22 protein-coding genes and 1 other RNA gene are annotated in these 25,683 nt (G+C 63.6%); 1 reads left to right on the forward strand and 22 read right to left on the reverse strand.

Translation table 11 applies throughout. From position 1 onward, the window contains the following. Positions 1–120: 120 nt before the first annotated feature. The 19 genes from recN to mraZ form a co-directional block, all read right to left on the reverse strand. Positions 121–1,794 carry a DNA repair protein RecN gene (recN, locus tag X773_RS54160; RefSeq protein WP_023676755.1) on the reverse strand — a complete coding sequence of 558 codons (1,674 nt, stop codon included), beginning with the start codon at positions 1,792–1,794 and terminating at the stop codon, positions 121–123. Between the two features lie 13 nt (positions 1,795–1,807). Continuing rightward, positions 1,808–2,677: an outer membrane protein assembly factor BamD gene (locus X773_RS54165; protein ID WP_023676756.1), complete on the reverse strand. Its 870-nt coding sequence runs from the start codon at positions 2,675–2,677 to the stop codon at positions 1,808–1,810. Between the two features lie 204 nt (positions 2,678–2,881). After that, a complete protein-coding gene (gene lpxC / locus X773_RS54170) occupies positions 2,882–3,829 on the reverse strand; it encodes a UDP-3-O-acyl-N-acetylglucosamine deacetylase (protein WP_023676757.1) in 948 nt (315 codons plus the stop codon). 279 nt (positions 3,830–4,108) lie between these two features. Next, the gene (gene ftsZ, locus X773_RS54175) at positions 4,109–5,779 is read right to left on the reverse strand and encodes a cell division protein FtsZ (RefSeq protein ID WP_023676758.1); all 1,671 of its coding nucleotides are present in this window, start codon (positions 5,777–5,779) and stop codon (positions 4,109–4,111) included. 67 nt (positions 5,780–5,846) lie between these two features. After that, entirely contained in the window at positions 5,847–7,154 is a 1,308-nt protein-coding gene (gene ftsA / locus X773_RS54180; protein ID WP_023676759.1) for a cell division protein FtsA, read from the reverse strand. Beyond that, positions 7,151–8,092: a cell division protein FtsQ/DivIB gene (locus X773_RS54185; RefSeq protein ID WP_023676760.1), complete on the reverse strand. Its 942-nt coding sequence runs from the start codon at positions 8,090–8,092 to the stop codon at positions 7,151–7,153. The genes ftsA and X773_RS54185 overlap by 4 nt, the downstream gene beginning before the upstream one ends. Further along, positions 8,080–9,006, reverse strand: a complete 927-nt coding sequence (locus tag X773_RS54190; protein ID WP_023676761.1) for a D-alanine--D-alanine ligase — start codon at positions 9,004–9,006, stop codon at positions 8,080–8,082. Before X773_RS54190 ends, X773_RS54185 begins: the two co-directional genes overlap by 13 nt. A 317-nt stretch (positions 9,007–9,323) precedes the next feature. Continuing rightward, positions 9,324–10,289: a UDP-N-acetylmuramate dehydrogenase gene (gene murB, locus X773_RS54195; RefSeq protein WP_031211769.1), complete on the reverse strand. Its 966-nt coding sequence runs from the start codon at positions 10,287–10,289 to the stop codon at positions 9,324–9,326. Then, positions 10,286–11,692: a UDP-N-acetylmuramate--L-alanine ligase gene (gene murC / locus X773_RS54200; RefSeq protein ID WP_023676763.1), complete on the reverse strand. Its 1,407-nt coding sequence runs from the start codon at positions 11,690–11,692 to the stop codon at positions 10,286–10,288. The genes murB and murC overlap by 4 nt, the downstream gene beginning before the upstream one ends. Continuing rightward, on the reverse strand, positions 11,689–12,816 hold the full coding sequence (murG, locus tag X773_RS54205) for an undecaprenyldiphospho-muramoylpentapeptide beta-N-acetylglucosaminyltransferase (RefSeq protein ID WP_023676764.1): 1,128 nt from the start codon (positions 12,814–12,816) through the stop codon (positions 11,689–11,691). The genes murC and murG overlap by 4 nt, the downstream gene beginning before the upstream one ends. 1 nt (position 12,817) lies before the next feature. Then, the gene (gene ftsW / locus X773_RS54210) at positions 12,818–13,969 is read right to left on the reverse strand and encodes a putative lipid II flippase FtsW (RefSeq protein ID WP_023676765.1); all 1,152 of its coding nucleotides are present in this window, start codon (positions 13,967–13,969) and stop codon (positions 12,818–12,820) included. After that, positions 13,969–15,369: a UDP-N-acetylmuramoyl-L-alanine--D-glutamate ligase gene (gene murD / locus X773_RS54215; protein ID WP_023676766.1), complete on the reverse strand. Its 1,401-nt coding sequence runs from the start codon at positions 15,367–15,369 to the stop codon at positions 13,969–13,971. Before murD ends, ftsW begins: the two co-directional genes overlap by 1 nt. Before the next feature lie 8 nt (positions 15,370–15,377). Then, positions 15,378–16,460 (reverse strand): phospho-N-acetylmuramoyl-pentapeptide-transferase, encoded by a 1,083-nt coding sequence (gene mraY / locus X773_RS54220; RefSeq protein ID WP_023676767.1) that lies wholly within the window; start codon positions 16,458–16,460, stop codon positions 15,378–15,380. A gap of 24 nt (positions 16,461–16,484) precedes the next feature. Beyond that, positions 16,485–17,918: a UDP-N-acetylmuramoylalanyl-D-glutamyl-2,6-diaminopimelate--D-alanyl-D-alanine ligase gene (locus X773_RS54225; RefSeq protein ID WP_023676768.1), complete on the reverse strand. Its 1,434-nt coding sequence runs from the start codon at positions 17,916–17,918 to the stop codon at positions 16,485–16,487. Next, on the reverse strand, positions 17,915–19,369 hold the full coding sequence (locus X773_RS54230) for a UDP-N-acetylmuramoyl-L-alanyl-D-glutamate--2,6-diaminopimelate ligase (protein WP_023676769.1): 1,455 nt from the start codon (positions 19,367–19,369) through the stop codon (positions 17,915–17,917). The genes X773_RS54225 and X773_RS54230 overlap by 4 nt, the downstream gene beginning before the upstream one ends. Before the next feature lie 54 nt (positions 19,370–19,423). Next, positions 19,424–21,169, reverse strand: coding sequence for a penicillin-binding protein 2 (locus X773_RS54235; RefSeq protein ID WP_023676770.1), 1,746 nt, complete (start codon positions 21,167–21,169; stop codon positions 19,424–19,426). Further along, the gene (locus X773_RS54240) at positions 21,166–21,543 is read right to left on the reverse strand and encodes a hypothetical protein (RefSeq protein WP_023676771.1); all 378 of its coding nucleotides are present in this window, start codon (positions 21,541–21,543) and stop codon (positions 21,166–21,168) included. The genes X773_RS54235 and X773_RS54240 overlap by 4 nt, the downstream gene beginning before the upstream one ends. A 4-nt stretch (positions 21,544–21,547) precedes the next feature. After that, the gene (gene rsmH / locus X773_RS54245) at positions 21,548–22,579 is read right to left on the reverse strand and encodes a 16S rRNA (cytosine(1402)-N(4))-methyltransferase RsmH (protein ID WP_023676772.1); all 1,032 of its coding nucleotides are present in this window, start codon (positions 22,577–22,579) and stop codon (positions 21,548–21,550) included. Beyond that, a complete protein-coding gene (mraZ, locus tag X773_RS54250) occupies positions 22,576–23,034 on the reverse strand; it encodes a division/cell wall cluster transcriptional repressor MraZ (RefSeq protein WP_023676773.1) in 459 nt (152 codons plus the stop codon). Before mraZ ends, rsmH begins: the two co-directional genes overlap by 4 nt. A gap of 406 nt (positions 23,035–23,440) precedes the next feature. On the opposite strand from mraZ, the gene X773_RS54255 reads away from it, so the two are divergent. Continuing rightward, on the forward strand, positions 23,441–24,556 hold the full coding sequence (locus X773_RS54255; RefSeq protein WP_023676774.1) for a cystathionine gamma-lyase: 1,116 nt from the start codon (positions 23,441–23,443) through the stop codon (positions 24,554–24,556). Here the strand turns inward: X773_RS54255 and X773_RS54260 are convergent. The 3 genes from X773_RS54260 to rnpB form a co-directional block, all read right to left on the reverse strand. Then, entirely contained in the window at positions 24,536–24,820 is a 285-nt protein-coding gene (locus tag X773_RS54260; protein WP_031211773.1) for a type II toxin-antitoxin system RelE/ParE family toxin, read from the reverse strand. The genes X773_RS54255 and X773_RS54260 overlap by 21 nt on opposite strands. After that, positions 24,817–25,092, reverse strand: coding sequence for a type II toxin-antitoxin system ParD family antitoxin (locus X773_RS54265; protein ID WP_023676776.1), 276 nt, complete (start codon positions 25,090–25,092; stop codon positions 24,817–24,819). The genes X773_RS54260 and X773_RS54265 overlap by 4 nt, the downstream gene beginning before the upstream one ends. A 151-nt stretch (positions 25,093–25,243) precedes the next feature. After that, positions 25,244–25,642, reverse strand: an RNA gene (gene rnpB / locus X773_RS73650) — RNase P RNA component class A. Positions 25,643–25,683: the final 41 nt, after the last annotated feature.

Raw genomic sequence — 25,683 nt, forward strand, 5'->3', positions numbered from 1 at the left:
AGCGCCGAAAACGAACTCGCCTGGAGCAATTCCAGGAAAAGTGTGAAACGGTTTTCCGTCCGGAATTGCGCAAACAAAGAGGTAGAGCGGTTCGGCGTTTCCGTGAAACGATAAACCGCTCTAGGCTGCAGCGGTGTTCTCCCGCAGCAGCCGCTCGGCCGCCGCGCGCGCCTCGTCGGTGATGGTGGCGCCGGCGAGCATGCGTGCGATCTCTTCCTGCCGCGCCGCCCGGTCCATCTCGGCGATGCCGGTCGAGACCCGGTCGGCCCCGCCTGATTTGGAGATCAGGAAATGAGTCGCCGCGCGCGCCGCCACTTGCGGTGCATGCGTGACCGAAAGCACCTGCACGCGGTTTGCCAGCCGCGCCAGCCGCTGGCCGATGGCGTCGGCAACCGCACCGCCGACGCCGGTGTCAATCTCATCAAAGACCAAGGTCGGCGCCGAGCCCCGGTCAGCGAGTGCTACCTTCAACGCCAGCAGGAAGCGCGAAAGCTCGCCGCCGGAAGCGACCTTCATCATCGGGCCGGGCCTGGTGCCGGGATTGGTGCGCACCCAGAACTCGACCTGATCGATGCCTTCTTCCATGCGGCTCTCGGCATCGCTTGCGATCTCGACGATGAACTCGGCCCGTTCGAGCTTCAGCGCCGGCAGTTCGGTCATCACCGCCTTGGTCAGCCCGACGGCCGCCGCATGGCGAAGCGACGACAGCTGGGCCGCCGTAATGTCATAGGCCTGGCGCGCCGCCGCAGCCTGTTTCTCCAGCGCATGCAAGCGCTCTTCGCCGGCGTCGAGATCGGCAAGGTCGGCAGCCATGGTGTCACGCAATTGTGCCAGGTCGTCGACGGCGACGCTGTGCTTGCGCGAGGCGGCACGCAGCGAAAACAGCCGCTCCTCAGCCTTCTCCAGCCGCTGCGGATCATATTCGGTGGCGCGAAGTGCTGCTTCCACGCCCGACTGCGCCGCGTCGAGCGAAAGCATCGCCTCGTCGAGCGATTTGACGACATCCTCGAGCAGCCCGGGCGCTTCGGTCACCTTGCGCTGCAGCCGCCTGAGCAGGCTGGCCAGTTGCGGCAAGGGCGAGGACGGCCCCGAGAGCACATCCTGGGCGTCGTGGATTTCCGAGGCGATCTTTTCCGCTCGCATCATCGCGGCGCGCAGTTCGGCCAGCTCCGTCTCTTCGCCCGGCTGCGGATCGAGCCTGGTCAATTCGGCGACCGCTGCACGCAGATAATCGGCCTCGCGGGCAGCTGCCTCGACTTTGGCCCGGTGCCGTGAAAATTCCTGCTCGCAGGTACGCCAATGCCGCCACGCCTCGCCGGTTGCCCGAGCAGCGCCGAGATGGCCACCGAAACTGTCGAGCAACTCGCGATGGGCGCCGGGATCGACCAAAGCGCGCTCGTCATGCTGGCCGTGGATCTCGACCAGCGCACGGCCGATGTCGCGCATCAGCGTCACGCTGGACGGCTGGTCGTTGACGAAAACGCGCGTGCGGCCGTCAGCCGTCTGGACGCGGCGCAGGATGATGTCGCCGTTGTCCTCGATGGCATTCTCGGCAAGCAGCATGCGAGCCGCGTGGTTGCGCGGCACGTCGAACACGGCGATGATCTGGCCTTGTGCCGCGCCATGCCGCACCAACGAGGCGTCGCCGCGGGCGCCAAGCGCCAGCGACAAGGCGTCGAGCAGGATGGACTTTCCGGCGCCGGTTTCGCCGGTCAGCACCGAAAGGCCGGACGAGAAGTCGATGTCCAGCTTCTCGATCAGAACGATATCGCGGATCGACAGCCTGGAGAGCATGGTAACGCGCCGCTCAGGCGCCGGTGATCAGCTTCCCGGCCTTGGAGATCCACGATCCGGCATTCTCGCGCGGCTCGAGCCCACCACTCTGCAGGAGCTTGTAGGAGTCCTTGTACCACTGGCTGTCGGGATAGTTGGTGCCGAGCACGGCCGCAGCGGTCTGCGCTTCCGACGTCAGCCCCATCGCATAGTAGCTCTCGGTCAGACGCGCCAGCGCCTCCTCGACATGACGTGTGTTCGAATAGTTCTCCACCACGTTGCGGAACCGTTTGACGGCCGCGATGTATTCGCGGCGCTCGAGATAATAGCGGCCGATCTGCATCTCTTTGCCGGCGAGCTGATCGTTGGCGAAGCGGATCTTCTCCTTGGCGTCGTCGGCATATTCGGACGTGGGCCAGCGCGTCACGAGGTCCTGCATCGTCTGCACGGTAAGACGCGCTTCCTTCTGGTCCTGGGTGACGTCCTTGATCTGGCGGTAGTAGCTCAGCCCGATAATATACTGGGCATAGGCCGCATCGTCGGTCGACGGGTACAGGGTCAGGTAGCGCTTGGCCGAACCGATCGCCTCGTCGTAATTGCCCTGACGGTAGTCGGCAAAGGCACCCATCACCATCGATTTGCGGGCGAATTCGGAATAGGGATGCTGGCGGTCGACAGCATCGAATTTGCGGCTTGCCTCCTGCAGTCGCCCGGCATTCAGATTGGCGAGACCCTGATTGTAGAGCACGTCGGCCGGCTCGGTCTGATCGACATAGGTCGACAGATCGACGTCCTTCTCGGACGACATGCAGGCCGACAGAAACAGCGATGGAACGACCACCGAAAGCGCCAGGAAAACAGCCCGCCGCAGCGCCTTCGATTGACCAACTCGCTTGAAAAACATGTTTGGATTCCGCCCTTTCGGCGTCATTTCAGTCGACGGCAGCAGCCATAAACCATAATTGCCTTGCCCGGCAACGCTATCCCCGGCCAATCGCACATTTTTGTGGCGGTTTGGCGCCACCTGGAAAGCTGTGTAATTTGGCCGGCCGGTGATGCATCCATGCAACACAGCTGATCGCGATAAGAGCCGCAAAAACGTTAAGAATCAGATCATCCAGGGCGCATAGAGGGGTGCGTTGACGGCGCTCATCTCGGCGGTACGCCCGCGCTCGCGGCGCGTCGTCTCAACGATCTCGAAAGCCGAACGGTCGGACAAGAGACGGCGCAGCGCTGCTGCGTTCAGCCTGTGGCCGCCACGATAGGAGCGGAAGCAGCCGATGAACCGGGCACCGGCGAGCGCCAGGTCGCCCATCGCATCCATCGTCTTGTGGCGCGCGAACTCGTTGGGATAGCGCAGGCCTCCCATGTTGATCACGCGGTTGTCGTCGCCGATCACCAGGGAGTTTTCCAAAGACGAGCCGAGCGCATAGCCTGCCGCCCACAGCCGCTCGACGTCCTTCATGAAACCGAAAGTGCGGGCCCGCGCGACGTCGCGGCGGAAAATGTCAGCGTTCATGTCGGATGCAAAAAGCTGGCGCCCGATCGCCGGGCTTTCGAAATCGATCTCGATCTCGAAGCGCGTGCCGTCATAGGGCCTGAACTCCGCCCAGCAGGCGCCGTTCTCGATGCGAACCGGCTTGACCACCCTGATGTAGCGACGCTTGACCGGCAGCGTTTCGATGCCTGCCTGGTCAATGGCCTCGACGAACATCACTGCGCTGCCGTCGAGGATAGGCACCTCATGGCCGTCGATTTCGATGACGAGATTGTCGATTCCAAGCCCGAAAAGCGTCGCCATCAGATGCTCGACCGTGGCAATGTGCTCGCCATGCGGATCGCCAAGCATGGTGCAGAGATCGGTGGCGCCGACCTCGGAGACGAGCGCGCGAAATTCGTGGCTTCCGCTTGCATTCGAGAGCTGGAAGACGACACCCGTATCGGCATCCGCCGGCAGGAAATGGACGGTGACCGGATTGCCACTGTGAACGCCGATGCCAGTCAGCGTCGCGCGCGATTTAAGTGTCGTCTGATAGTCGTGCAAAACAATCCCCATAGCCCACGCTGCCTAGGTCCGCTTCATCTGCCCTGAGGGCGCGGCTCTTGATTGATCGGCAGGCAGGGCCACTTCCCCGAGACTCCCAGCAAACCGACTTTGGTCGGTGGCGAAGATAATGGTCCCGCGGGGAGTCTCCAAATCACGGTTTCTTACTCTTTGTAACTGCGGTCCAGCGCGGGATTGCCCCATAAGTCCTTGTTTTACAATCACTTTTAAAGTTAACAGGCGAACAGTTTCCTGCTCGCCTGTTAATAACTGTTACGAACCGTTAACAGATCAATTGGCCTGTCGGCGCAGGAAGGCGGGAATCTCCAACTGATCGTCTTCCTGGACAGCCCGGCTCTGCGGCGTCAGTCGGCCCTGCTCGTCCAGCTGGCCGCGGCGCGGCGCGTAAAGCTGCGGATCCTGGCTGGCAAGGCGGCGCACTTCCGCCGGCGCCTGGCGCAGTTTCGGTTCGCGAGGCTGCGCCGGCTGCAGCCTTGCAGGCTCCTCTTCGCGGCGGGTCAAGCCGTTGGTCAGGCGCTTGAGCAAGCCCATCGGGCCGCTGTTTTCGTGGTCGGCCGGGCGCGCCTTGGCTTCCACTTCGGCCTTCACCTGCGGCGGGAAATCCTCGACCCGCGGCATGCGCTGGGGTGCTGCGGCAACCGGCTGCGGCATTTCACGATGCGGAGCAGGCTGCATCGCTTGCTGAACCGCTGGCTGCATCATCGGCTGCGGCTGAGCCGGAGGCGCCTGGAAGATCTTGCTCTGCGGACGGAAGTCTTCCGCATGCGCGACCGGTGCCGGGCGGGCCTGCGCCATCGCTGCCGCATTCGCCTCGGCGAGCTGAATGGCCTCGGCGACCGGATCGGCAGCACGTGGTTCATAGATCGGCTGCTGGACAGGCGCCGGGCGCATTTCCGTGACCTGAGCCGCCGGGCGGCTGACCGGCTTCGGCGGAGCCGTGCGGATGGCGATCGGCGCGGCAGCGATTTCGGCCGCCGATTTGTCGATGCCGGTGGCGACCACCGACACGCGGATAACGCCTTCGAGTTCCTCGTCGAAAGTGGCGCCCAGAATGATATTGGCATCCTGGTCGACCTCTTCGCGAATGCGGGTTGCCGCCTCATCGACTTCGAACAGGGTCAGGTCGCGGCCGCCGGTGATCGAGATCAGCAGGCCCTTGGCGCCCTTCATCGAGGTCTCGTCGAGCAGCGGGTTGGCGATGGCGGCTTCCGCCGCGGCCATTGCACGGCCCTCGCCCGAAGCCTCGCCAGTCCCCATCATCGCCTTGCCCATTTCGCGCATGACCGAGCGGACGTCGGCGAAGTCGAGATTGATCAGGCCTTCCTTGACCATCAGGTCGGTAATGCAGGCAACGCCCGAATAGAGCACCTGGTCGGCCATGGCGAAGGCATCGGCGAAGGTCGTCTTGTCATTGGCCAGCCGGAACAGGTTCTGGTTGGGAATGACGATCAGGGTATCGACGCATTTCTGCAGTTCCTCGATACCCATGTCGGCCGTCTTCATGCGGCGCTGGCCTTCGAAGTGGAACGGCTTGGTGACGACGCCGACGGTAAGGATACCCTTTTCGCGGGCAGCGCGGGCAACGACGGGAGCCGCCCCGGTGCCGGTGCCGCCGCCCATGCCGGCAGTGACGAAGCACATATGCGTGTTGGAGAGATGATCGATGATCTCGTCGATGCACTCTTCCGCCGCCGCGCGCCCGACTTCAGGCTGCGATCCGGCGCCGAGACCCTCGGTGACATGCGCGCCGAGCTGGATCAGCCGCTCGGCCTTCGACATCGTCAGTGCCTGTGCGTCGGTGTTGGCCACCACGAACTCGACGCCGCGCAAGCCGGCGGTGATCATGTTGTTGACGGCATTGCCGCCGCCGCCGCCGACACCGAACACGGTGATGCGCGGCTTGAGCTCGGTGATGTCCGGCTTCTGCAGATTGATGGTCATTGTCTTCGTCCTTTGCCTTTCCCGCCGCTTCGCCGCCGCGGCCGCCTATGGGGCTGTCCCCGTCAAATTAAAAACTGTCTCTCAACCACTGACTCATTCGATGCAGTTTTCCGCCTGTTCCGGTCATCCGAAGACCGGAAATTCCCTTCGCCGGGCGGCTCTCGAAGCTCGCCATCTGCGGGTAGATCAGAAGCCCGACGGGCGTCGAAAAAGCCGGCCCCTTGGCCGCCTCGGGCAGGCCTGCCACGCCAAGCGGGCGTCCGATGCGCACATTGCGGCCGAGAATGCGGCGTGCTGCTTCGGGCAGGCCGGCAAGCTGGCTGGCACCGCCGGTCAGCACCACACGCTTGCCGACGGCGTTGCCGTAGCCGGATTTGTTCAGCCGGTCGCGCAACAATTCCAGCGTCTCGTCGATGCGGGCGCGGATGATGCGCGTCATCACCGAGCGCGGGATCTGCAACGGCACCTCGCCGTCCTCGCCGATCGGATGGATGGAAACCAGGTCGCGGTCGTCGGCACTGCCAGGCAGCGCCGAGCCATGCATCACTTTCAGCCTTTCGGCGGCATCGAGCGAGGTCGACAGGCCCTTGGCCATATCCAGCGTGACGTGGTTGCCGCCGATCGCGATGGCATCGCCATGGACGAACTTGCCTTCCGAAAACACCGAGATCGTCGTCGTGCCGCCGCCCATGTCGATGCAGGCCGCGCCCATTTCGAGCTCGTCGTCGACCAGCGCAGCAAGCCCACTGGCATAGGGCGTCGCCACCATGCGTTCGACCGACAGATGCGAGCGGTTGATGCAGAGCTCCAGATTGCGCAAGGGCGCTGCGTCGCCTGTCAGCACGTGCATGTCGACGCCAAGCTGGTCGCCAACCATGCCGCGCGGATCGCGCACACCGCGCTCGGCATCCAGCGAAAAGGCTACGGGAAGCGAATGGATCACCTCGCGCTCGGCCCGCAACGCCTGCTTGGCGCCGGCGGCAAGCACGCGCTTGATGTCGGCCTCGTCGGCCTCATGGCCGCCGAGATTGATGGTGGCCGAAAAAGCCTCGCTCTTCAGCCGGCCGGCAGTCATGTTGACGATCAGCGAATCGACCGTCAGTCCCGCCATGCGTTCGGCGGCGTCGACGGCAAGACGGATGGCGTGCTCGGCACGGTCGAGATCGATGACGACGCCCGATTTCACGCCTTGCGATTTCTGGTGGCCGATGCCGATCACCTGGACGCGATGCGAGCGTCCGCGCAGCAGCTTGCCATCGTCGCGCGGCTTGAGTTTGGCCACCACGCAGCAGACCTTGCTGGAGCCGACATCCAGCACCGTCAGGATGCCGGACCGGCGCGACGAGGCATCGCTATTGCCGCCAAGCCAGCTCATATCTTCGTCTCCGGCTTGCGCTTCAGCATCTTGGGCTTTTCGTCGAGCGCGGCTTGGCGCTGTGTCGCCGCTTCCGGCGTCAACTGGACGACCAGACGATCGGAAAGGCGCATGTCGACGGCGGCGATGTCGCGCGTCAAAAGCCCGTTCTCGTGATCCATCCTGACCAGGTCGGCAATCGCCTGATCCTCACCGTCTTCGGGAAGCTTGATCGTGATGCCGTTTTCAAGCTTGAGGTCCCAGCGCCGTTCGCCGATGCGGATATAGCCCTTGATCCGCGCGGCGAGCTCCGGATAATTCTTGATCTTGGCTAGGAAATCCGGCGCTTTGGCCGGTGCGCCGGTGCCGATGATCAGCGGCAGCAATATCTGTTTGCCGCCGGAGAATGGCGCAATGACGGTGCCGGATTTCTCGATGACCGAAAGCGCGCTGCCTTGCTGCCACAGCGCGAACGGCTCGCGCTCCTCGACGCGCACTTCCAGCGTATGCGGGTAGACCTTGCGCACTGCCGCGGCTTCGACCCAGGGTAGCGTGGTGATGCGTTCGCGCGCGGCTTCGGCATCGAAGCCGATCAGCGAGGTCCAGCCGTCGAGTTCCAGCCTGTCGAGAATATCGATCTCGGACGTTTCGCGGTTGCCGACGACCTTGACCTGGTCGACGGCAAAGCCGGTGCGGGCGGTGACACTCTGGACGATGGCGTCGGAATATCCGCCGAGATAGGCGCCATAGGCACTGCTCGAAACAAGCAGTGCCGCCGACAGCATGGCAGCGCAATAGGGCGGCGCTTCGAAGTCGCCTTCGCCGAGGCGCGCCAGCACGCGCACCGGCCGGCGGAGCAGGCGCGGCAGCACGAAATGGTCGAACGACAACGGCATGCCGAACAGCGCCGGCCCGGCCGCGCCCTTCCCGTTGCCCTGTCCCCACTTCAACGCAGACACGAAGCGTCCTCCACCATCCAACTCAACAAATCGCCGAACGAGTGTCCCGCTTGCGCGGCGATTTCCGGCACCAAAGACGTCGGCGTCATGCCCGGCTGGGTGTTGACCTCGAGCCAGACAATTTCGCCGTTTTCGGAGTGACGATCGTCATAACGGAAGTCCGACCGGGAAACGCCCCGACAGCCGATAGCTTGATGAGCCTTGAGTGCCAGTGTCTGTATTTTTTGGTAAATATTCGGTGAAAGTTTTGCCGGGCATTCGTGTTTTGATCCTCCCGCGACGTATTTTGAATCATAGTCGTAAAAGGAATGGCCGGTCGGGATGATCTCGCAGACACCGAGCGCCACATCGCCCATCACCGCGCACGTCAATTCCCGCCCGTGCACATAACGCTCGACCATCACCGCGTCGCCATATCTCCACTCGGACGAGCCGATGATCTGCGGCGGATGCGACTGGCCTTCATGCACGATGACGACGCCGAAGCTCGATCCTTCGTTGACCGGCTTGACTACATAGGGCGGCTTCATCGGGTGCTTGTTCTGGATGGCGAAGCGATTGGCCACCTTCGATTCCGCCACCGGAACGCCGGCCGCCTTGGCGACCTTCTTGGCCTGTTCCTTGTTCATCGCAAGCGCCGAGGCAAGCACGCCGGAATGGGTGTACGGAATGGCGAGGTACTCGAGGATGCCCTGGATGGTGCCGTCCTCGCCGAAGGGGCCGTGCAGCGCATTGAAGACGACGTCAGGCTTGAGCTCGGCGAGCACCGAGCCGATGTCACGCGAGACGTCGACGCGGGTGACCTGGTAGCCCTCCCCCTCCAGCGTATCGGCGCAGGCTTTGCCCGACGACAGGGATACGGGCCGCTCGGACGAGAATCCCCCCAGAAGGACGGCCACGTGCTTGCTTGTCATTCCCCGTCATTTCCTCTCACAGCAGGCCTGCACCATCATGCATGGCCCGAAAAGCATCGCGCGCACTCAAATGCGCCCGAGCAACTTCGCTCCCGTGTTTCCGCAACATTGAGTCCGAGTCTCCCGGCAGGTTGCCCCCCCCCAGACGGAAACGCGAGTAACGCGTCGAAACGACTCAAATCAGGAAACGCTTCAGGGCAGAGAATCAGAGAGTTGATTCGCTGGCAAGTGCTTACGATTCCGATGGATTCACTTTCCGCAAAAACGGCAGCAAAATGTGAATTCATGACTCCGAAAGGCAACGGCGGTCAGCTTGCCTAAAGCAACTGCCCGAGAAATTCCTGGACGGCATGGCCCGGCCGAAAATTACCGATGCGCTTGATCTCCCACTGCAGCCGGATACCTGATCTTTCGAGCACGCGCGCACGCACCGTCTCACCGAGATATTCAAGCTCGTAGCCCGTGGCGGTTCCGGTGTTGATCATGAAGTTGCAATGCATCGGCGACATCTGCGCCCCACCAACCATCAGGCCGCGGCAGCCGGCCTTGTCGATCTCCTTCCAGGCCGAGGTGCCCTCAGGATTCTTGAAGGTAGAGCCACCGGTCTTTTCGCGGATCGGCTGCACGGTCTCGCGATGGTTCTGGACAGCATCCATCGCGGCCTTGATCGCCGCCTTGTCCTCAGGAATGCCTTCGAGCAGCGCCGACGTGAAGATCAGCCCGGACGGCGCCGCTGAATGGCGATAGGCATAGCCCATATCGGCATTGCTCAGCGTATGAACATTGCCCTTGCGGTCGAGTGCCCGCACCTCGACCACGCGCTCGCGCGTCTCGACGCCATTGGCGCCGGCGTTCATCCTCAGCGCTCCGCCAATGGCGCCGGGAATGCCGTGGTAGAAATGAAAGCCACCGATGCCTGCCTCGTAGGCAACGGCCGCAAGGCGCTTGTCGGGTGTCGCGGCGCCCGCCTTGATCGTGGTCGGCGCAATCACTTCGGTCTCGCCAAAGCCTTTGGCCGAAAGCCGGATGACAAAGCCCGCAATGCCGCCGTCACGGACAAGCAGGTTCGAGCCGACGCCGACGATGGTCAGCGGAATTTCCTCCGGCACCGCCTTCAGGAACGTGGCAAGATCGTCCTCGTCGGCCGGCTGGAACAATGCGTCCGCAAGCCCGCCGGCTCGAAACCAGGTGATCTTGTCCATCTCGGCATTGGGCGTGATGCGGCCGCGCAGTCCGGCAAGCCGGTCGCCAAGCTTCTCGATCAACGCCTGGCCGCGCATCATGAGATGGTCCCGCCGAGTTCCTTGGGCAGCGCATAGGCCCATTGGGTGATGTTGCCGGCGCCGAGGAAGACGACGAAATCGCCCGGCTTCGCCACCTCGCGCACGATCGGCGCAATCGCCGCCGGACCTTCGATGTAGCGTGCGTCGCGATGGCCGCCGGAGCGGATGCGCGACACCAGTGTGTCGGACGTGACGCCGTCGATCGGTTCCTCGCCGGCCGCATAGACGGGCGCCACCATTACCGTATCGGCGTCGTTGAAGCAGACGGAAAACTCGTCGAACAGATCGCGCAGCCGGGTGAAGCGATGCGGTTGGGTAACGGCGATGATGCGACCCTTGGTAGCGCTGCGCGCAGCCTTCAGTACCGCCGTGATCTCGACCGGATGATGACCGTAATCGTCGAACACATCGACACCGTTCCACGAACCGGTATGGGTGAAGCGCCGCTTGACGCCCGCGAAAGATGACAGGCCCTTCTTGATTGCCTCAGCCGAAAGGCCGAGCTCATGCGCGACGGCAATCGCCGCCGTCGCATTGGAGACATTGTGGCGCCCGGGCATGGGCAGCCGCAGGCCTGATATCGTTATCTGGCCGTGCGTCTTGCGGTCGCGGATCACCACGTCGAATTCCGAGGTCGGGCCGTCCATGCGGTGATTGGTGAAGCGCACGTCGGCCTGCGCATTTTCGCCATAGGTGATGACGCGCCGGTCCTCGATGCGGGCGACCAGCGCCTGCACCTCGGGATGGTCGGTGCACATCACACCAAAGCCGTAGAACGGCACATTCTCGACGAACTGACGAAACGCTTCGCGCACTTTGTCGAAGGAGCCGTAATGGTCGAGGTGCTCGGGGTCGATATTGGTGACGACGGCAATCTCGGCCGGCAGCTTGAGGAAGGTGCCGTCGCTCTCGTCGGCCTCGACCACCATCCATTCGCCGTCTCCCATGCGGGCATTGGTGCCATAGGCATTGATGATGCCGCCATTGATTACCGTCGGGTCGAGCCCGCCGGCTTCGAGTAGCGTCGCCACCATCGAAGTCGTCGTCGTCTTGCCATGCGTGCCGCCGATCGCCACTGCTTGGCGGAAACGCATCAGCTCTGCCAGCATTTCGGCGCGCCGCACGATCGGCAGCAACTTCTCTCTCGCCGCCTTCAGCTCCGGATTGGATTTCTTGATTGCGGTGGAGACGACGACCACTTCGGCCTCGCCGAGGTTCTCGGCCTGATGGCCGACGAAGCATTCGATGCCCTTGTCGCGCAGCCGCTGCACATTGGCGCTTTCGGCCTGGTCGGACCCTTGCACCTTGTAGCCGAGATTGTGCAGCACCTCGGCGATGCCGCTCATGCCGATGCCGCCAATGCCGATGAAATGCACGAGGCCGATCGTCTGCGGCATCTTCATGCGTGCGTCTCCTTCCTGAATTCCGAAACGGTTTTCCTGGACGCAATAGCCTCTGTCAGATCGGCGAGCAACCGCGCGGCATCCGGTTTTCCGGACGATTTCGCCGCCGCGGCCATTGTCGCCGCTTTGCCTGGATCATCCATCAGCCCGCCGACAAGCACGGCGATCCGCTCCGCCGAAAGCGTGGATTGCGGATGCACCTCGGCGCCGCCCGCTGCCGCAAGGGCCGCCGCATTCGCCGCCTGGTCGTGGTCGAGCGCGTGCGGATAAGGCACCAGCAGCGCCGGCCGGCCGATCACCGCGATTTCCGATACGGTCGATGCGCCGGAGCGCGACATCACTAGATGCGCCGCCGCCAGCCGCGCCGCCATGTCGGTGAAGAAGGGCGACACCTCGGCCTCGATGTCAAGCGTGGCATAGGCCGCTTTCACCCGCGGCACATCGTCGGCGCGCGCCTGCTGGGTGATCGCCAGCCGCCTGCGCTGTGCATCGGAAAGCCGCGCGATCGCCGCCGGCACCGCATCGGAAAAGAACTGCGCGCCTTGGCTGCCGCCAAACACCAGAAATCGGAACGGCTCTTCACCGGCCGATGCGGCATAAGGCGTCTTCGCCGCTTCCAGCACTTGCGGCCTGACCGGATTGCCGGTGGTCACCGTCTTGACGCCTGTAGCACTTGTGTCTTCCGGTAGGAAACCACCGGCAATAGCGTCGACGCGGCCGGCGAGCGCCCGGTTGGCACGGCCCATCACCGCGTTCTGCTCGTGGATCAGCGTCGGCACCTTGCGCCGGGTCGCGGCATAGAGCGGCGGCAGCGTCGGATAGCCGCCGAAGCCGACCACGATGGCGGGCTTGACGCTGGCGATGACGGCCGATGCCTGCCGCACCCCGCGCCAGATTTTCCAAAATGCGGCGAGCACGGCAAAAGGATTTTTCGACCCCATCGTCGCCGACTGGATCGGATGGATGGCGGCCGCCGGGAACTGCCCGGCAAAGCGCTCGGCGCGTTCGTCCGTCGCCAGGTGCACCGCCCAGCCGCGCCCGGTCAGTTCGTGCGCCAGTGCCTCGGCCGGGAACAGATGTCCGCCCGTTCCGCCCGCCGCCAGAAGGATGACCCCCTTGGCCATCTCACTCCGCCGGCATCGCACGCGGCGACGGCATGAAGCCCAGCTGCTTGCGCTTTTCCGGGCGCTTGCGCGTCAGCGCCAGCACCATGCCCATCGAGATGGCGATCGCGATCTGCGAGGAACCGCCGTAGGAAATGAACGGCAGCGTCATGCCCTTGGCGGGCATCAGCTGCAGATTGACGGCCATGTTGATGACCGACTGCAGGCCGAAGACCGTGACCAGGCCGCCAACCGCATAGCGTGTGAAATCGTCCTGCTCCTTGAGTGCCGTGTTGAGGCCGCGCAGCACGATGAACCCGAAGATGGACATGATGAAGAAGCACATGATCAGCCCGAATTCCTCGCCGGCGACCGAGAAGACGAAGTCGGCATGGCTGTCGGGGATGACCCGTTTGACGGTGCCCTCGCCCGGCCCGACGCCGAACCAGCCGCCATTGATCAGCGCCTCGCGGCCCATGTCGACCTGGAACGTGTCGCCCTCGCCGGTCATGAAGCGGTCGATACGGCCGGCAACGTGCGGGAACACTGCATAGGCGGCGAACACGCCGCCGACGCCTGCAGCACCCAGCGCGACGATCCACAGCCACGGCAATCCGGCCATGAAGAACATCACCCCCCAGGTGCCGAGCACCAGCATGGTCTGCCCAAGGTCAGGCTGCGCCACCAGCAGCGAGATGACCAGTGCAAGCAGCAACATGGCGAACAAATTGCCCGGAATGTCGGGCTGGCGCTTGTGCTCGGCGAACAGCCAGGCGCAGATGATGACGAAGGCCGGTTTCAGGAACTCGGACGGCTGGATCGACAGGCCGGCTAGCGACACCCAGCGCCGCGCGCCCTTCACCTCGACGCCGATATAGAGCACCGCCACCATCAGAAACAGCATGATGCACAACATGACCAGCGCCATGCGCCGGATCTGCCTGGATTCAAGGAACGAGACGGCCAGCATTACCCCAAGCGCCGGAATGGTGAAGATAATCTGGCGTGTCGCGAAGTGGAAACTGTCGAGCCCGATGCGCTCGGCCACCGCCGGGCTTGCGGCGAAGGACAAAACGATGCCGAGCCCCATCAGCGACAGGAACGCCGCCAGGAACCAGCGATCGATCGTCCACCACCAGGTCGCCACAGGGCTTTTGTCGAGACGGCTTTGCATTATCGTGTCCCTCCGATGGGCTTCACGCCATCAATGGCGGTTGCGGCTTGCCTGAACGCCTCGCCGCGGACTTCGAAATTCTTGAACTGGTCGAAACTGGCGCAGGCCGGCGACAGCAGCACCACTGCCTCGCCGCTACTATCCCTGGCCGCATCGCGGGCGGCGTGTTCGACTGCCGCCGCCAACGTGCCTGATATCTCGTAGCGCACCGCTTCGCCCAGCGTCGCCGAAAAGGCCGGTGCGGCTTCGCCGATCAGATAGGCCTTGGCGATGCGCGGGAAGAAGCCGCGTAACGGCTCGATGCCGCCCTCTTTCGGCAGGCCGCCGGCAATCCAGTAGATACGCGCAAAGCTCGACAGCGCCGGTGCAGCGGCATCGGCATTGGTCGCCTTGGAATCGTTGACGAACAGCACATGCCCTTTGCGGCCGACCTGCTCCATGCGGTGCGCCAGCCCAGGGAAACTCTCCAGTCCGGATTGGATCTCGCCGAGCTCGAGCCCGACCTTGAGGCAGGCGGCGGCGGCGGCCAGCGCGTTCTGCGCATTGTGCTGGCCGCGCAACGAGCCGATGCCTTCGAGGAAGGCGACACGGCTGTAGCGGCCGTGCACGGCTTCCATTAAGTTGGTGCCGTCAGCGAAATAACCGTCGGTCAGCGGCAGGCGCTTGGAGATGCGGATGACCTGGCGGCCGGCCCGCTCCAGCCGATCGGCGATCTGGGCGCACCAGGAATCGTCGACACCGATGATTGCCGTCTCGCTGCCGGCCACCAGCCGCTCCTTGATCGAGGCGTAGTGTTGCATCGTGCCATGGCGGTCGAGATGGTCCGGCGTCAGGTTGAGCAGGACACCGGCCGTCGGATTGATCGAAGGGGCAAGATCGATCTGGTAGGAAGAGCACTCAACCACATAGTGCCGTTCAGGCTGCGGCGGATCGAGCGTCATCACCGCGCGGCCGATATTGCCGCCCATCTGCGTGTCGCGCCCAGCCGATTTTAGGATGTGCGCCGTCAGTGCCGTGGTCGTCGACTTGCCGTTGGTGCCGGTAATGGCAATGAAAGGTGCTGCCGGTGCCAGCAGCATCCGCTCGCGGCAGAAAAGCTCGATGTCGCCGATGATCTCCACGCCTGAGCCCCGCGCCAGCTCGACGGTCCAGTGCGGCTTGGGATGCGTCAGAGGCACGCCGGGCGACAGCACGAAGGCAGAAAACCTCGCCCAGTCCGCACCGCGCAGGTCCGCTGTCGTGATGCCGACCGCGCCGGCTTTGGCGACGCTGTCGGGATTGTCGTCCCAGGCCAGCACATCCGCGCCGCCCTCGATCAGCGCGCGCGCCGTGGCAATCCCCGAGCCACCGAGCCCGAAGAGCGAAACGCGCTTGCCTGAAAAGGATGCGGCGGGGATCAAGCGGCCTCCTATCTGAGCTTCAGGGTCGACAGGCCGACCAGCGCCAGGATGACGGCGATGATCCAGAAGCGGATCACCACCTGGCTTTCGGTCCAGCCGAGCTTTTCGAAATGATGGTGGATCGGCGCCATCAGGAAGACGCGCTTGCCGGTCATCTTGAAGTAGCCGACCTGGATGATGACCGAGAATATCTCGACGACGAACAGGCCGCCGACGATGACCAGCACGATCTCGTGCTTTGTCGCCACCGCGACCGTGCCGATCAGCCCACCCAGCGCCAGCGAGCCGGTGTCGCCCATGAAGATCGCAGCCGGCGGCGCATTGAACCAGAGGAAACCGAGACCGGCGCCGATCACCGCTCCAAGGACCACCGCAAGTTCACCGGTGCCGGGCACGAAATGGATCTGCAGATATTCGGCGAACACCGCGTTGCCGGAGAGATAGGCGATGACGCCGAAGGATGCGGCTGCGATCATGATCGGCACGATCGCCAGCCCGTCGAGACCGTCGGTCAGGTTCACCGCATTGCCGGCGCCGACGATGACGAAGCACGAGAACGGGATGAAGAACCAGCCGAGATTGACGAGAAACTCCTTGGCGAAAGGGAATGTCAACGATGACGAGAACGGCGCCTGGCCGTTATGCATGATCACCCAGGCGGCGATGCCGGCGATGACGAATTCGAGCCCCAGCCGCGCCTTGCCGGAAAAGCCGAGATGCGATTGCTTGGTTACTTTGAGATAATCGTCGTAAAAGCCGATCGAGCCGAATCCCAGCGTCACCAGCAGGACCACCCAGACGTAGATGCTCGACAGGTTCGCCCACAGCAGGGACGAACCGACGATGCCGGACAGGATCATCAGTCCGCCCATTGTCGGCGTTCCCGCCTTCTTGAAATGCGTCTGCGGCCCGTCGGCACGGATCGGCTGGCCCTTGCCTTGCCGCAGCCGCAGCGAATTGATGATGGTCGGTCCGAAGATGAACACGATCAGCGCCGCTGTGATCAGCGCTCCGCCGGTGCGGAAGGTTATGTAGCGGAAGACGTTGAAGACCGAGATCTTGTCCGCAAATTCGACGAGCAGTGTTAGCATGCGCTTGCGTCCCCCGGACCGATCCTAGGTCTGTCTGCTGGTTGTGGCTTCCGCCGGAAACTTGCCGAGCAACGCCTCGACCAGCTTTGAAAAGCCTATGCCCTTCGACGATTTGATCATAACCACGTCGCCGGGCTTCAATTCCGATAGAAGAACCGGTTTCAGATCTTCCGCACCGGCGCGGTACTCCGTCCTGATCTCGCCGGGCAAAACGTCGGCCAGCGCCCGCATCTCCGGGCCGCCGAGAAAGACCGTGCGCGTGTCGGTGCCGACGATCAGACCGGCAAGCGCGGCATGCAATTTCGCCGAATGGCTGCCGAGCTCGAGCATATCGCCGAGCACGGCAATGCGCCTGCCTTCGCCCGACACCGGCGTCGTGTTGAGCAGTGCCATTGCAGCGCTCATCGACGCCGGATTGGCGTTGTAGCTCTCGTCGATCAGCGTGATCGGCCCGTTGGGGTGACGCAACACATAGCGCTTGCCGCGTCCGCGTTCGGGCGAAAGATCGGCCAGCGCCTGCGCAACTCTGGTGACGTCGGCGCCGACCAGATGCGCGGCACCAAGCACCGCGAGCACGTTCTGCACCATATGGCGGCCCGGCGCGCCGATCCTGGCGACAATCTCGTGCCCGCCAATCTTGGCGGTGATGACCGAGTGATCGGCATTGAGCTCGCATTTGATCAGTTTGAAGGTCGCCCGGGCATTCTCGCCGAACCCGTAGACATGCTCGACGCCGGCCTCTTTGGCCATCTTCTCCAGCAGCTTCCAGCGCGCATCGTCGCGGTTGAGAAGGGCGGCGCCACCGGGCTCCAGTCCCTCGAAAACCTCTGCCTTGGCCTTGGCGATCTCGTCCAGGTTGCGAAAGAAGCCGAGGTGAGCCGCCGCGATCAACGTTACGATGGCGACATGCGGCCGGACCATCTTGACCAGCGGCCGGATCTCGTCCGGATGGTTCATGCCGATCTCGAAGACGGCATAGTCGAAACCCTGCGGCATGCGCGCCAGCGTCAGCGGCACCCCCCAGTGATTGTTGAACGACTGGGCCGATGCATGCACCGTACCGACCGCGGAGAGAGCGTGGCGCAGTGCTTCCTTGGTGGTGGTCTTGCCCGCCGACCCGGTCACGGCAATCACCCTGGCCTTTGAGCGTGCGCGCGCGGCAACGCCGAGCTTTTCCAGAGCGACAAGCACGTCCTCCACGACGATCATCGGTGCCGTCAGCCGCCCCAGCGACGGCAGCTTGCCCTCGGCGACGATCAGCACGCCGGCACCCGCCTTGATGGCGGCGGTGACGAAATCATGGCCGTCCATAGCCTCGCCCTTGATGGCGAAGAAAGCGTCTCCCGGCTGCAGGCTGCGGCTGTCGATGGAAATGCCGGCGATGCCTTCAGGCATCGGACCGAGCGGCCGGCCATCCATGGCGGCAACCAGCGCCTCGGAGGTCCACAGATAGCTCACGCCGCTTGCTCCCGCAGCGCCGAGCGAACTTCCTCATGATCGGAAAAATGCAGCGTCTCGGTGCCGATGGTCTGGCCTTCCTCATGGCCCTTGCCGGCCACGATCAGCGTGTCGCCAGCGTGAAGCATCCCGACCGCCTCGTGAATGGCCTTGCGCCGGTCGCCGATCTCGATCGCGCCAGGTGCCGCCGCGAGGATTGCGGCGCGGATCGTCTCGGGGACTTCCGAGCGGGGATTGTCGTCGGTGACGATGACGATGTCGGCCAGCCTTGTGGCGATTTCGCCCATGATCGGCCGTTTGCCCCGGTCGCGGTCGCCGCCGCAGCCGAATACGACGATGACGCGGCCGGTGGTAAAGGGGCGCACCGAAGCCAGCACGTTTTCCAGCGCATCCGGCTTGTGCGCGTAGTCGACATAGACCGGTGCGCCGTTAGCGGCCGTCCCGACAAGGTCGAGCCGTCCCGGCGCGCCCTTCAATTTCTCCAGCGCCATCAACGCCTTGGCAACAGATGTTCCAGTCGAAATGGCGAGGCCGGCCGACACCAGCGCATTTGCAATCTGGAAGTCGCCGGCCAGCGGCAAGTCGACTTCATGGAGAACGCCGTCCGCTTCGACTTCGGCGCGCTGGCGGTGGCGCTCGTGCTCGACCCGCTTCAGCCGCAGGAAATCGCCGTGGCGGCCGACGGTCAGCACATTCAGTCCCCCTGCCCGCGCCGCCTTGATCGTCGGCTCCGACCACGGGTCGTCGGCAAAGATGACCGCCGGCGCGCCCTTCGGCAGCAGCGCGTCGAACAGACGCAATTTGGCGCGATGATAGTCCTCGACCGTCGGATGATAGTCCATATGGTCGCGGCCGAGATTGGTGAAGCCGCCGGCCGCAAGCTTGACGCCGTCGAGCCGGCGCTGGTCGAGGCCATGGCTGGACGCTTCCATCGAGGCGTGGGTGACGCCGGCCTCCGCCAGCTCCTTGAGCAGCCTGTGCAGTGCCACCGGATCCGGCGTGGTCAGCGAGCCATATTCGTTGCGGCCCGGCGCCACCACGCCGGTCGTGCCGATCGAGGCGGCGGCGAAACCCGCCTGCTCCCATATCTGCCGGGTGAATGCGGCGACCGAGGTCTTGCCGCTGGTTCCGGTCACCGCGACCATGGTTTGCGGTTGCATGCCGAAAAAACGTGCAGCACTCAGCGCCAGCGCAAGGCGCGGATCGTCTACGACAAGAACCGGGACTGGCAGCCCGGCGACGGCACTGCCCTTGCCGACCACGATCGCTGCAGCGCCTCGGCTCGCGGCATCGGCGGCGTAGGCTGCGCCATCCGCCTTGGAGCCGGTGAGCGCGAAAAAGACGACGCCCCGTGTTACCTGGCGGGAATCCGACGAAATCCCTGTAACCTCCATGTCGAAGGAAGCTGTCCCCTCGACAGGCAGGATACCGGCTAGATTTTTCAGCTTCATCGAACCCCGTTCATCGCAACAAAATAGCGCGCAGTTGCCGGCGCGCCCCAAGAATCACTGATAGGAAACCAGCGTTGCACCATTTTCATGGCTGAAATCTGGCTTCACGCCAAGCATGGAAGCCGCACGTCGGATGATGTTTGCAGCCATGATGCCCGCGTTCGAGGCGGCCGTAGCACCCATGCCGGGCTTTTCCGGCTTCGGTTCGTCGGCGATCGTAAGCACTATGTATTGCGGATCGTCCATCGGGAAAGCCGCAACGAAGGCGTTGAAATTCTTTTCCTTCGAGTAACGGCCGTTGACAACCTTCTCCGCCGTTCCCGTCTTGCCGCCCACCCGGTATCCTGGCACCCGTGCATTGCGGCCGGATCCCTTTTCGGCATTGAGTGCATAGAGATAGCGCATGCCCTCGACCGTCTTGTCGCTGACCACTTTCTTGGCCACCGCCATCGCCTGCTCCTGCGTGCGCGGCAGGAAGGTCGGATCCATCAGATAGCCGCCATTCATCAGCGCGGCGCAGCCGACCGCTGTCTGCAGCGGCGTCGTCGACACACCGTGGCCGAAGGCGATGGTGATCGAATTGACCTGCTTCCAGACCTTGGGCTCGGTCGGCCGAGCGACTTCCGGCAGTTCGGTCTGCATCTTCTCGAGGATTCCCAGGCGATGCAGGAATTCGCGGTGTCCGTCGATGCCAACCGCTTCGGCTTCCTTGGCAGAGCCGATATTGGAGGAGTAGATGAACACTTCCGGCACCGACAATACCCGGCCCTTGCCATGGAAATCATGGATGGTTTGATGGCCGATCCTGATCGGGCGCGACGCGTCGAAACGGCTTTGCAGCGTTATCTTGCCGGAATCGAGCGCCATGGCGGTGGTGAAGCTCTTGAAGGTCGACCCCATTTCATAGAGGCCGGCCGACATACGGTTGAGCCGGTCCTTGTCCTGCGCGTTATAGGGGTTGTTCGGATCGAAATCCGGAACCGACGCCATCGCCAGCACCTCGCCGGTCTTGACGTTGAGCACAACGGCGCCCGCCGCGATGGCGTGGTACTTTTCCATGCCGGTGGCGACCTCGTCGCGCACGATATGCTGGACGCGCAGGTCGATCGAGAGCTGCACCGGCTTCAAATCCTTGGCCACCGCCAGACCCGACGCCTGAAGGTCGCTCAAGCCTTGTTCGTCGATGTATTTCTCTATGCCGGAGATGCCCTGATTGTCGATGTTGGTGAGGCCGACAATGTAGGACGAGGTTTCGCCGGCCGGATAGAACCGGCGCTTTTCGGTGCGAAAGCCGAATCCGGGGATGCCGAGTTGCATGATGTCGGCCTGCTGCTTCGGCGTCAGTTGCCGCTGCAGCCAGACGAAGCCGGCGCCGCTCTTCAGCTTGTTATATGTCTGCTCGTAGTCGATCTCGGGAAGCACCGTCGACAGCTTTTCGATCGCCTCGTCGGCATCGACGATGCGGCGCGGTTCGGCAAACAGCGACGCGGTCTTGATGTCGGTCGCCAGCACTTCGCCGTTACGGTCGACGATGTCGGGTCGCGATGCCGTCACCCGGCTCTGCGGCCCGCCCGACAGGTCGGGATTCTGGAAACCAAGATAGACCAGCCGCCCGGCAATGGTAGAATAGATGCCGAAGAACACCGCCATCGTCATGACGATGCGGGTCCTGCCCTTGCCACCGGTCGCCTTGCGGCCACCTTCTACCACGATCGATCCGCCCGCGCCGGGCTTCGAACCGCGCTTCAGCAGCCTGCCAATCTTTGGAAATCTGGCGGCGATTGGAAATCCGGTGATCATTGGACGATGCCTCCGGTCACCACGGGATCCTTGCCGCCGATATCGGCCATGCCGCCCAGCCGCTGCGATGAAAGGTCCTCGATGTTGACGGGTTTCGCCGGCAGATCGTCCAGCCCGACGATCTGGCGCGCATTGACCGGCTCGAGTCCGAGTTGCGATTTGTAGATTTCGGTGAGCTTCTGCAGGCGCGACGGCTGGGTAAGCAGGCTCCAGTCCGCCTTGAGCAGGTCGATCGTGTCCTCCTCATAACGGATCTGCGCCTGGATCTTGTGCACTGCCGCCAGTTGCTCCTCGGCCTCGCGCTTGGTCTTGTAGGTCAGGGCAGCCGCCGAAACCATGACGGCGATCAGGACTATGTCGCTGGTACGAAACACGTGCTCACCTCTCTCCCGGTCGATCGGCGCCGGGAAGCTTTGGGCCAGGCAGTTTTGGCAGGCCGAAAATCGAAAAATCGCCGGCACGCGCCGGCGCCTCTGTACGGATTGCAGTGCGCAGCCTTGCCGAGCGCGCCCGCGGATTTGCCGATATCTCGGCATCGCCAGGCGTCACGCCGCCGCCCTTCTTGGTGAAGGTGGCGGTGCGCGCCTGCGCCTCGGGCAGGTGCCGCGATCCGGTCGCTGAATCGGCTCTGTCGGCGATGAAGCGCTTGACGATGCGGTCCTCGAGGGAATGGAAGGTCACCACGACAAGCCGCCCGCCCGGTTTCAGCGCGCGCTCGGCGGCAAACAGTGCCTTGGCCAGTTCGCCGAGTTCGTCATTGACGAAGATGCGCAGCGCCTGGAAAACGCGGGTGGCCGGATGGATCTTGTCTTTCGGCGCGCGACCGATATGCGTCTCGATGGCATCGGCAAGGTCGAGCGTGCGCTCGAAGGGGCGTTTTTCGCGACGGCTCTCGATCATGCGGGCGATGCGCCCGGCATGGCGTTCCTCGCCGAGAAAACCGAAGATGCGGGCAAGATCGCCCACCTTGAAGGTGTTGACGACGTCGGCGGCGCTCAGGCCCGCCTGCGCCATGCGCATGTCGAGCGGTCCATCGGCCCGGAATGAAAAGCCGCGCTCCGGCTGGTCGATCTGCATGGAGGAGATGCCGATGTCGAGCACGACGCCATCGGCACTTTCAACCTGCTCGTCGAGCGTCGAGAACGGTGCCTGGACAAGCCTGAGCTTGCCGCCGGACTGCTGTTCAAGGGCCCGCCCCGCCGCGATCGCATCCGGATCGCGGTCGATGGCGACGACCGAGGCTCCGCTTGCCAGAATGGCCTTGGTGTAGCCGCCGGCACCGAACGTGCCGTCGACGATCACCTCGCCTTTTGTCGGCGCCAGCACCTCCAGAACTTCGGCAAGGAGGACCGGAATGTGACGGGCTGGTCCGCCAACGGCATGAACTTCATCGCCGTCGCCCGCCATCATTCCGGCCGCTCCTCGGGCTTCGTCCCCTGCCGAAGCTGCAAAAGCCGGGCGCGTGCTTCCGTCCCATAGGCGCTGAGCCGTCCCGGCTCCCAGATCTGAAAGAAATTGCCGCGGCCAACGAAGGCCACTTCCGCTGAAATGCCGGTATGCTCGCGAATGAAATCGCTCATCGTGATACGGCCGTCCTGGTCGAGCTTCAGAAACGTTCCATCGCCATGGCAGAAGAACGACATGTCGTCCGCCGTCTGCAGGAACGGGTCTTCCTGGGCGATACGCTGCTCGTAGCGATCGAGCAGGTCGAGCCCACCGACATCCATCGCCGGGCGATCCAGGCAGCGTAGCGCATAAAGTTCCGAATAGCCGCGTTTCTGCACAACGGCACGGAAATGCGCCGGCACGGACACCCGTCCCTTCACATCGATCCTGTTCACCGCGTTCGACAGAAACCGGTCCATTACGCGTTACGGCCGCTTGCGCCGCCGCACCCCTCTGCATCTTCCTGTCCGCGCCGCCCCAGCCCGGTCGGCGCCCAAAACCCACTTCGTTATAACGGGCGAACGCAGGCAAACGCGCAGCCGCCGCGGCTGCCCGATTGGCGTACGCTTCACCCTGACACGGAACGAAGGCTTGAGTATCGGAATGGGATATCATGGGGTGTTATGGGCGTCAACGGGAACAGTCTTCAAAACGCGCCTGCCACGACTGGGGAGAGCAGCTTTGACGGCACTCCCGTCTTTATCGTCTATTAAGCCTAACGAAGCGTTTAGAGCCGTGTGGCCCAACCGGAGCCGGCTTGCTGCGGATCGCTGCCGCGCATAGCCTCGGCATCTCCTTTTCCGGTCAGTAACGAGGTTTGAAACCATGTCCGAATCAGCCAAGTCACGCGCCGCGGCACTTCCCCATCTGCGCCGCGGCAGGCTGGCCAAGGGCGACCCGATCCCCTTGCCCCTGACCATGGCCGCCATCTTTCATGCGCCCGGCGACGCCACCGGCTTCGATCAATATGGCCGCTTCAGCAATCCGACCTGGGATGCGGTCGAGCACATGCTGGCGCATTTGGAAGACGCCCCATGCGTCGCCTTTCCCTCGGGGATGGCTGCCATCTCGGCAGTATTTTTCGGCCTGCTCAAAGCCGGCGACCGTATCCTGCTGCCGTCCGACGGCTATCACACGACGAGAGCGCTGGCAGAGCGCTTCCTGAAGTCCTTCGGCGTCGCTTATGATGTCCGGCCAACATCGAGCTTCCTCGACGGCGGCTTCGATAGGTATCGGCTTGCCTTCGTCGAAACGCCCGCCAACCCAGGACTGGACATATGCGACATCGCAGCCGTCGCCGAGGCCGTGCATAGAGCGGGTGCGGTGCTTGTGGTCGACAACACGACGATGACGCCTTTCGGCCAGCGCCCGCTCGATCTCGGTGCAGATATCGTCATTGCCGCCGACACCAAGGCACCAAACGGCCATTCCGATGTGCTGTTCGGCCATGTCGCCAGCCGCGACGCGGACATTATCTCGAGGGTGACCGACTGGCGCGAGGCGTCGGGCGCTATCCCCGGGCCGTTCGAGGCATGGCTGGTGCATCGCGGCCTCGAAACGCTGGACGTGCGCTTCGACCGCATGTGCGCTTCCGCCGAAATGATAGCGCGACGGCTGAAAAACCATCGCGCGATCAGCGGCTTGCGCTTTCCGGGACTGGAGAGCGATCCATCGCACAATCTTGCCCGCGCCCAGATGGAGCGCTTCGGCTTTCTCATCTCGTTCGTGCTCGCCTCGGAGGACAGGGCCGAGGATTTCATCAACAATTGCGCCTTGATGCAGGCAGCGACGTCGTTCGGCGGCGTGCACACTTCGGCCGAACGGCGATCAAAAAGGGGAGATGCCGTTCCGCCCGGCTTCGTTCGCCTGTCGATCGGCTGCGAGCCGGTGGAAGAGCTTTGGCAGGCGATCGAGGCGTCGCTAGACGCAATCGGTGGCTGAATCGGCGTCGATCTTGCGCCGGCCGTGGAGGACGCGAACGATTTCGATCGCCTCTTCGACGCCGACGATCAGGTGACGGATGCCGGGCGCGATGTCTTCGCGCGGGGCACCTGAGAAGGGATAAGTGGCCACTTGCTGCCAGCGGGCTTCGATCCGATCGAGCAATCGATCGACCGCAGCCTCGCTGTCTTGCGCAACATGAAGCCAGATCGCGATCAAATCCTCTTCCGCATTTGCGGTTCGGATGATGGGCAGCAAATTCATGCCGCGCTGTCGGGTTTCAATCGTCTCCGCGCTTCGGCCTTTATTTCGTCGATCGACGCAAACCGTCCCGGTCCGCTGTCGATCCCCTCCTGCACCAGCTTGCGCAATTCCTCGACCGTGTAGCCGAGCAGGTCGCGCCGGTCCTTCCATTGCCGCAGCGCGTCGCGGATCACCTCGCTCGCCGAGGCATATTCGCCGGCGGCGACCACGTCGTCGACCGCCGCCGCCAGTTCCGGCGATAGCGTGATGCTGCGTTTGTCAACGTGGCCCATGGCGCACTCCTGATCAATCTCTCAATGGTACGATTAAATCGTACCAATTTCAAGGATTGTCGCGCTCGGCTGCAGGGGTCGAAAGTGAATCAACGGCTGCGCCCGAAGACGCAACCTGCTGATATCAGGAGATTTCCTTTTATCGGGGAAAACTGCCAGCTGGCCTGTAAGCCGGGTTCTGTATGGCCCTCGCCCCTTACGGGGCGAGAACGTGGCGGCCATTCATCTTGGGCGCATGTTGCCATGCGCCTCACGCAACCTACCCGGACGGTGAGCCGGAAACAGCCCTCGAGGGTTTCCCCTCGCACCGCCCCTATTCGGTCTTGCTCCCGGTGGGGTTTACCGTGCCGCTCCTGTTGCCAGTCGCGCGGTGGGCTCTTACCCCACCCTTTCACCCTTGCCACGATTGGATCGTGGCGGTTTGCTTTCTGTGGCACTTTCCCTGGGGTCGCCCCCGCCGGTCATTAACCGGCACCGTGTCTCCATGGAGCCCGGACTTTCCTCACCCGCAGCCTTTCGGCTTCGCGGGTGCGGCCGCCCGGCCAGCTGGCAAGGCGTATAAAGGGGTTCAGGCCCGAAAACGCAAACGAA

It is taken from the genome of Mesorhizobium sp. LSJC280B00 (assembly GCF_000502835.1).
GTDB lineage: Bacteria > Pseudomonadota > Alphaproteobacteria > Rhizobiales > Rhizobiaceae > Mesorhizobium.

Coding starts and splice junctions, on each gene's coding strand:
- recN (WP_023676755.1), bottom strand. CDS start 1,794: ATGCTCTCCAGGCTGTCGATCCGCGATATCGTTCTGATCGAGAAGCTG.
- X773_RS54165 (WP_023676756.1), bottom strand. CDS start 2,677: ATGTTTTTCAAGCGAGTTGGTCAATCGAAGGCGCTGCGGCGGGCTGTT.
- lpxC (WP_023676757.1), bottom strand. CDS start 3,829: ATGGGGATTGTTTTGCACGACTATCAGACGACACTTAAATCGCGCGCG.
- ftsZ (WP_023676758.1), bottom strand. CDS start 5,779: ATGACCATCAATCTGCAGAAGCCGGACATCACCGAGCTCAAGCCGCGC.
- ftsA (WP_023676759.1), bottom strand. CDS start 7,154: ATGAGCTGGCTTGGCGGCAATAGCGATGCCTCGTCGCGCCGGTCCGGC.
- X773_RS54190 (WP_023676761.1), bottom strand. CDS start 9,006: ATGACAAGCAAGCACGTGGCCGTCCTTCTGGGGGGATTCTCGTCCGAG.
- murB (WP_031211769.1), bottom strand. CDS start 10,289: ATGATGCGCGGCCAGGCGTTGATCGAGAAGCTTGGCGACCGGCTTGCC.
- murC (WP_023676763.1), bottom strand. CDS start 11,692: ATGAAGATGCCGCAGACGATCGGCCTCGTGCATTTCATCGGCATTGGC.
- murG (WP_023676764.1), bottom strand. CDS start 12,816: ATGGCCAAGGGGGTCATCCTTCTGGCGGCGGGCGGAACGGGCGGACAT.
- ftsW (WP_023676765.1), bottom strand. CDS start 13,969: ATGCAAAGCCGTCTCGACAAAAGCCCTGTGGCGACCTGGTGGTGGACG.
- mraY (WP_023676767.1), bottom strand. CDS start 16,460: ATGCTAACACTGCTCGTCGAATTTGCGGACAAGATCTCGGTCTTCAAC.
- X773_RS54230 (WP_023676769.1), bottom strand. CDS start 19,369: ATGAAGCTGAAAAATCTAGCCGGTATCCTGCCTGTCGAGGGGACAGCT.
- X773_RS54235 (WP_023676770.1), bottom strand. CDS start 21,169: ATGATCACCGGATTTCCAATCGCCGCCAGATTTCCAAAGATTGGCAGG.
- rsmH (WP_023676772.1), bottom strand. CDS start 22,579: ATGATGGCGGGCGACGGCGATGAAGTTCATGCCGTTGGCGGACCAGCC.
- mraZ (WP_023676773.1), bottom strand. CDS start 23,034: ATGGACCGGTTTCTGTCGAACGCGGTGAACAGGATCGATGTGAAGGGA.
- X773_RS54255 (WP_023676774.1), top strand. CDS start 23,441: ATGTCCGAATCAGCCAAGTCACGCGCCGCGGCACTTCCCCATCTGCGC.
- X773_RS54260 (WP_031211773.1), bottom strand. CDS start 24,820: ATGAATTTGCTGCCCATCATCCGAACCGCAAATGCGGAAGAGGATTTG.
- X773_RS54265 (WP_023676776.1), bottom strand. CDS start 25,092: ATGGGCCACGTTGACAAACGCAGCATCACGCTATCGCCGGAACTGGCG.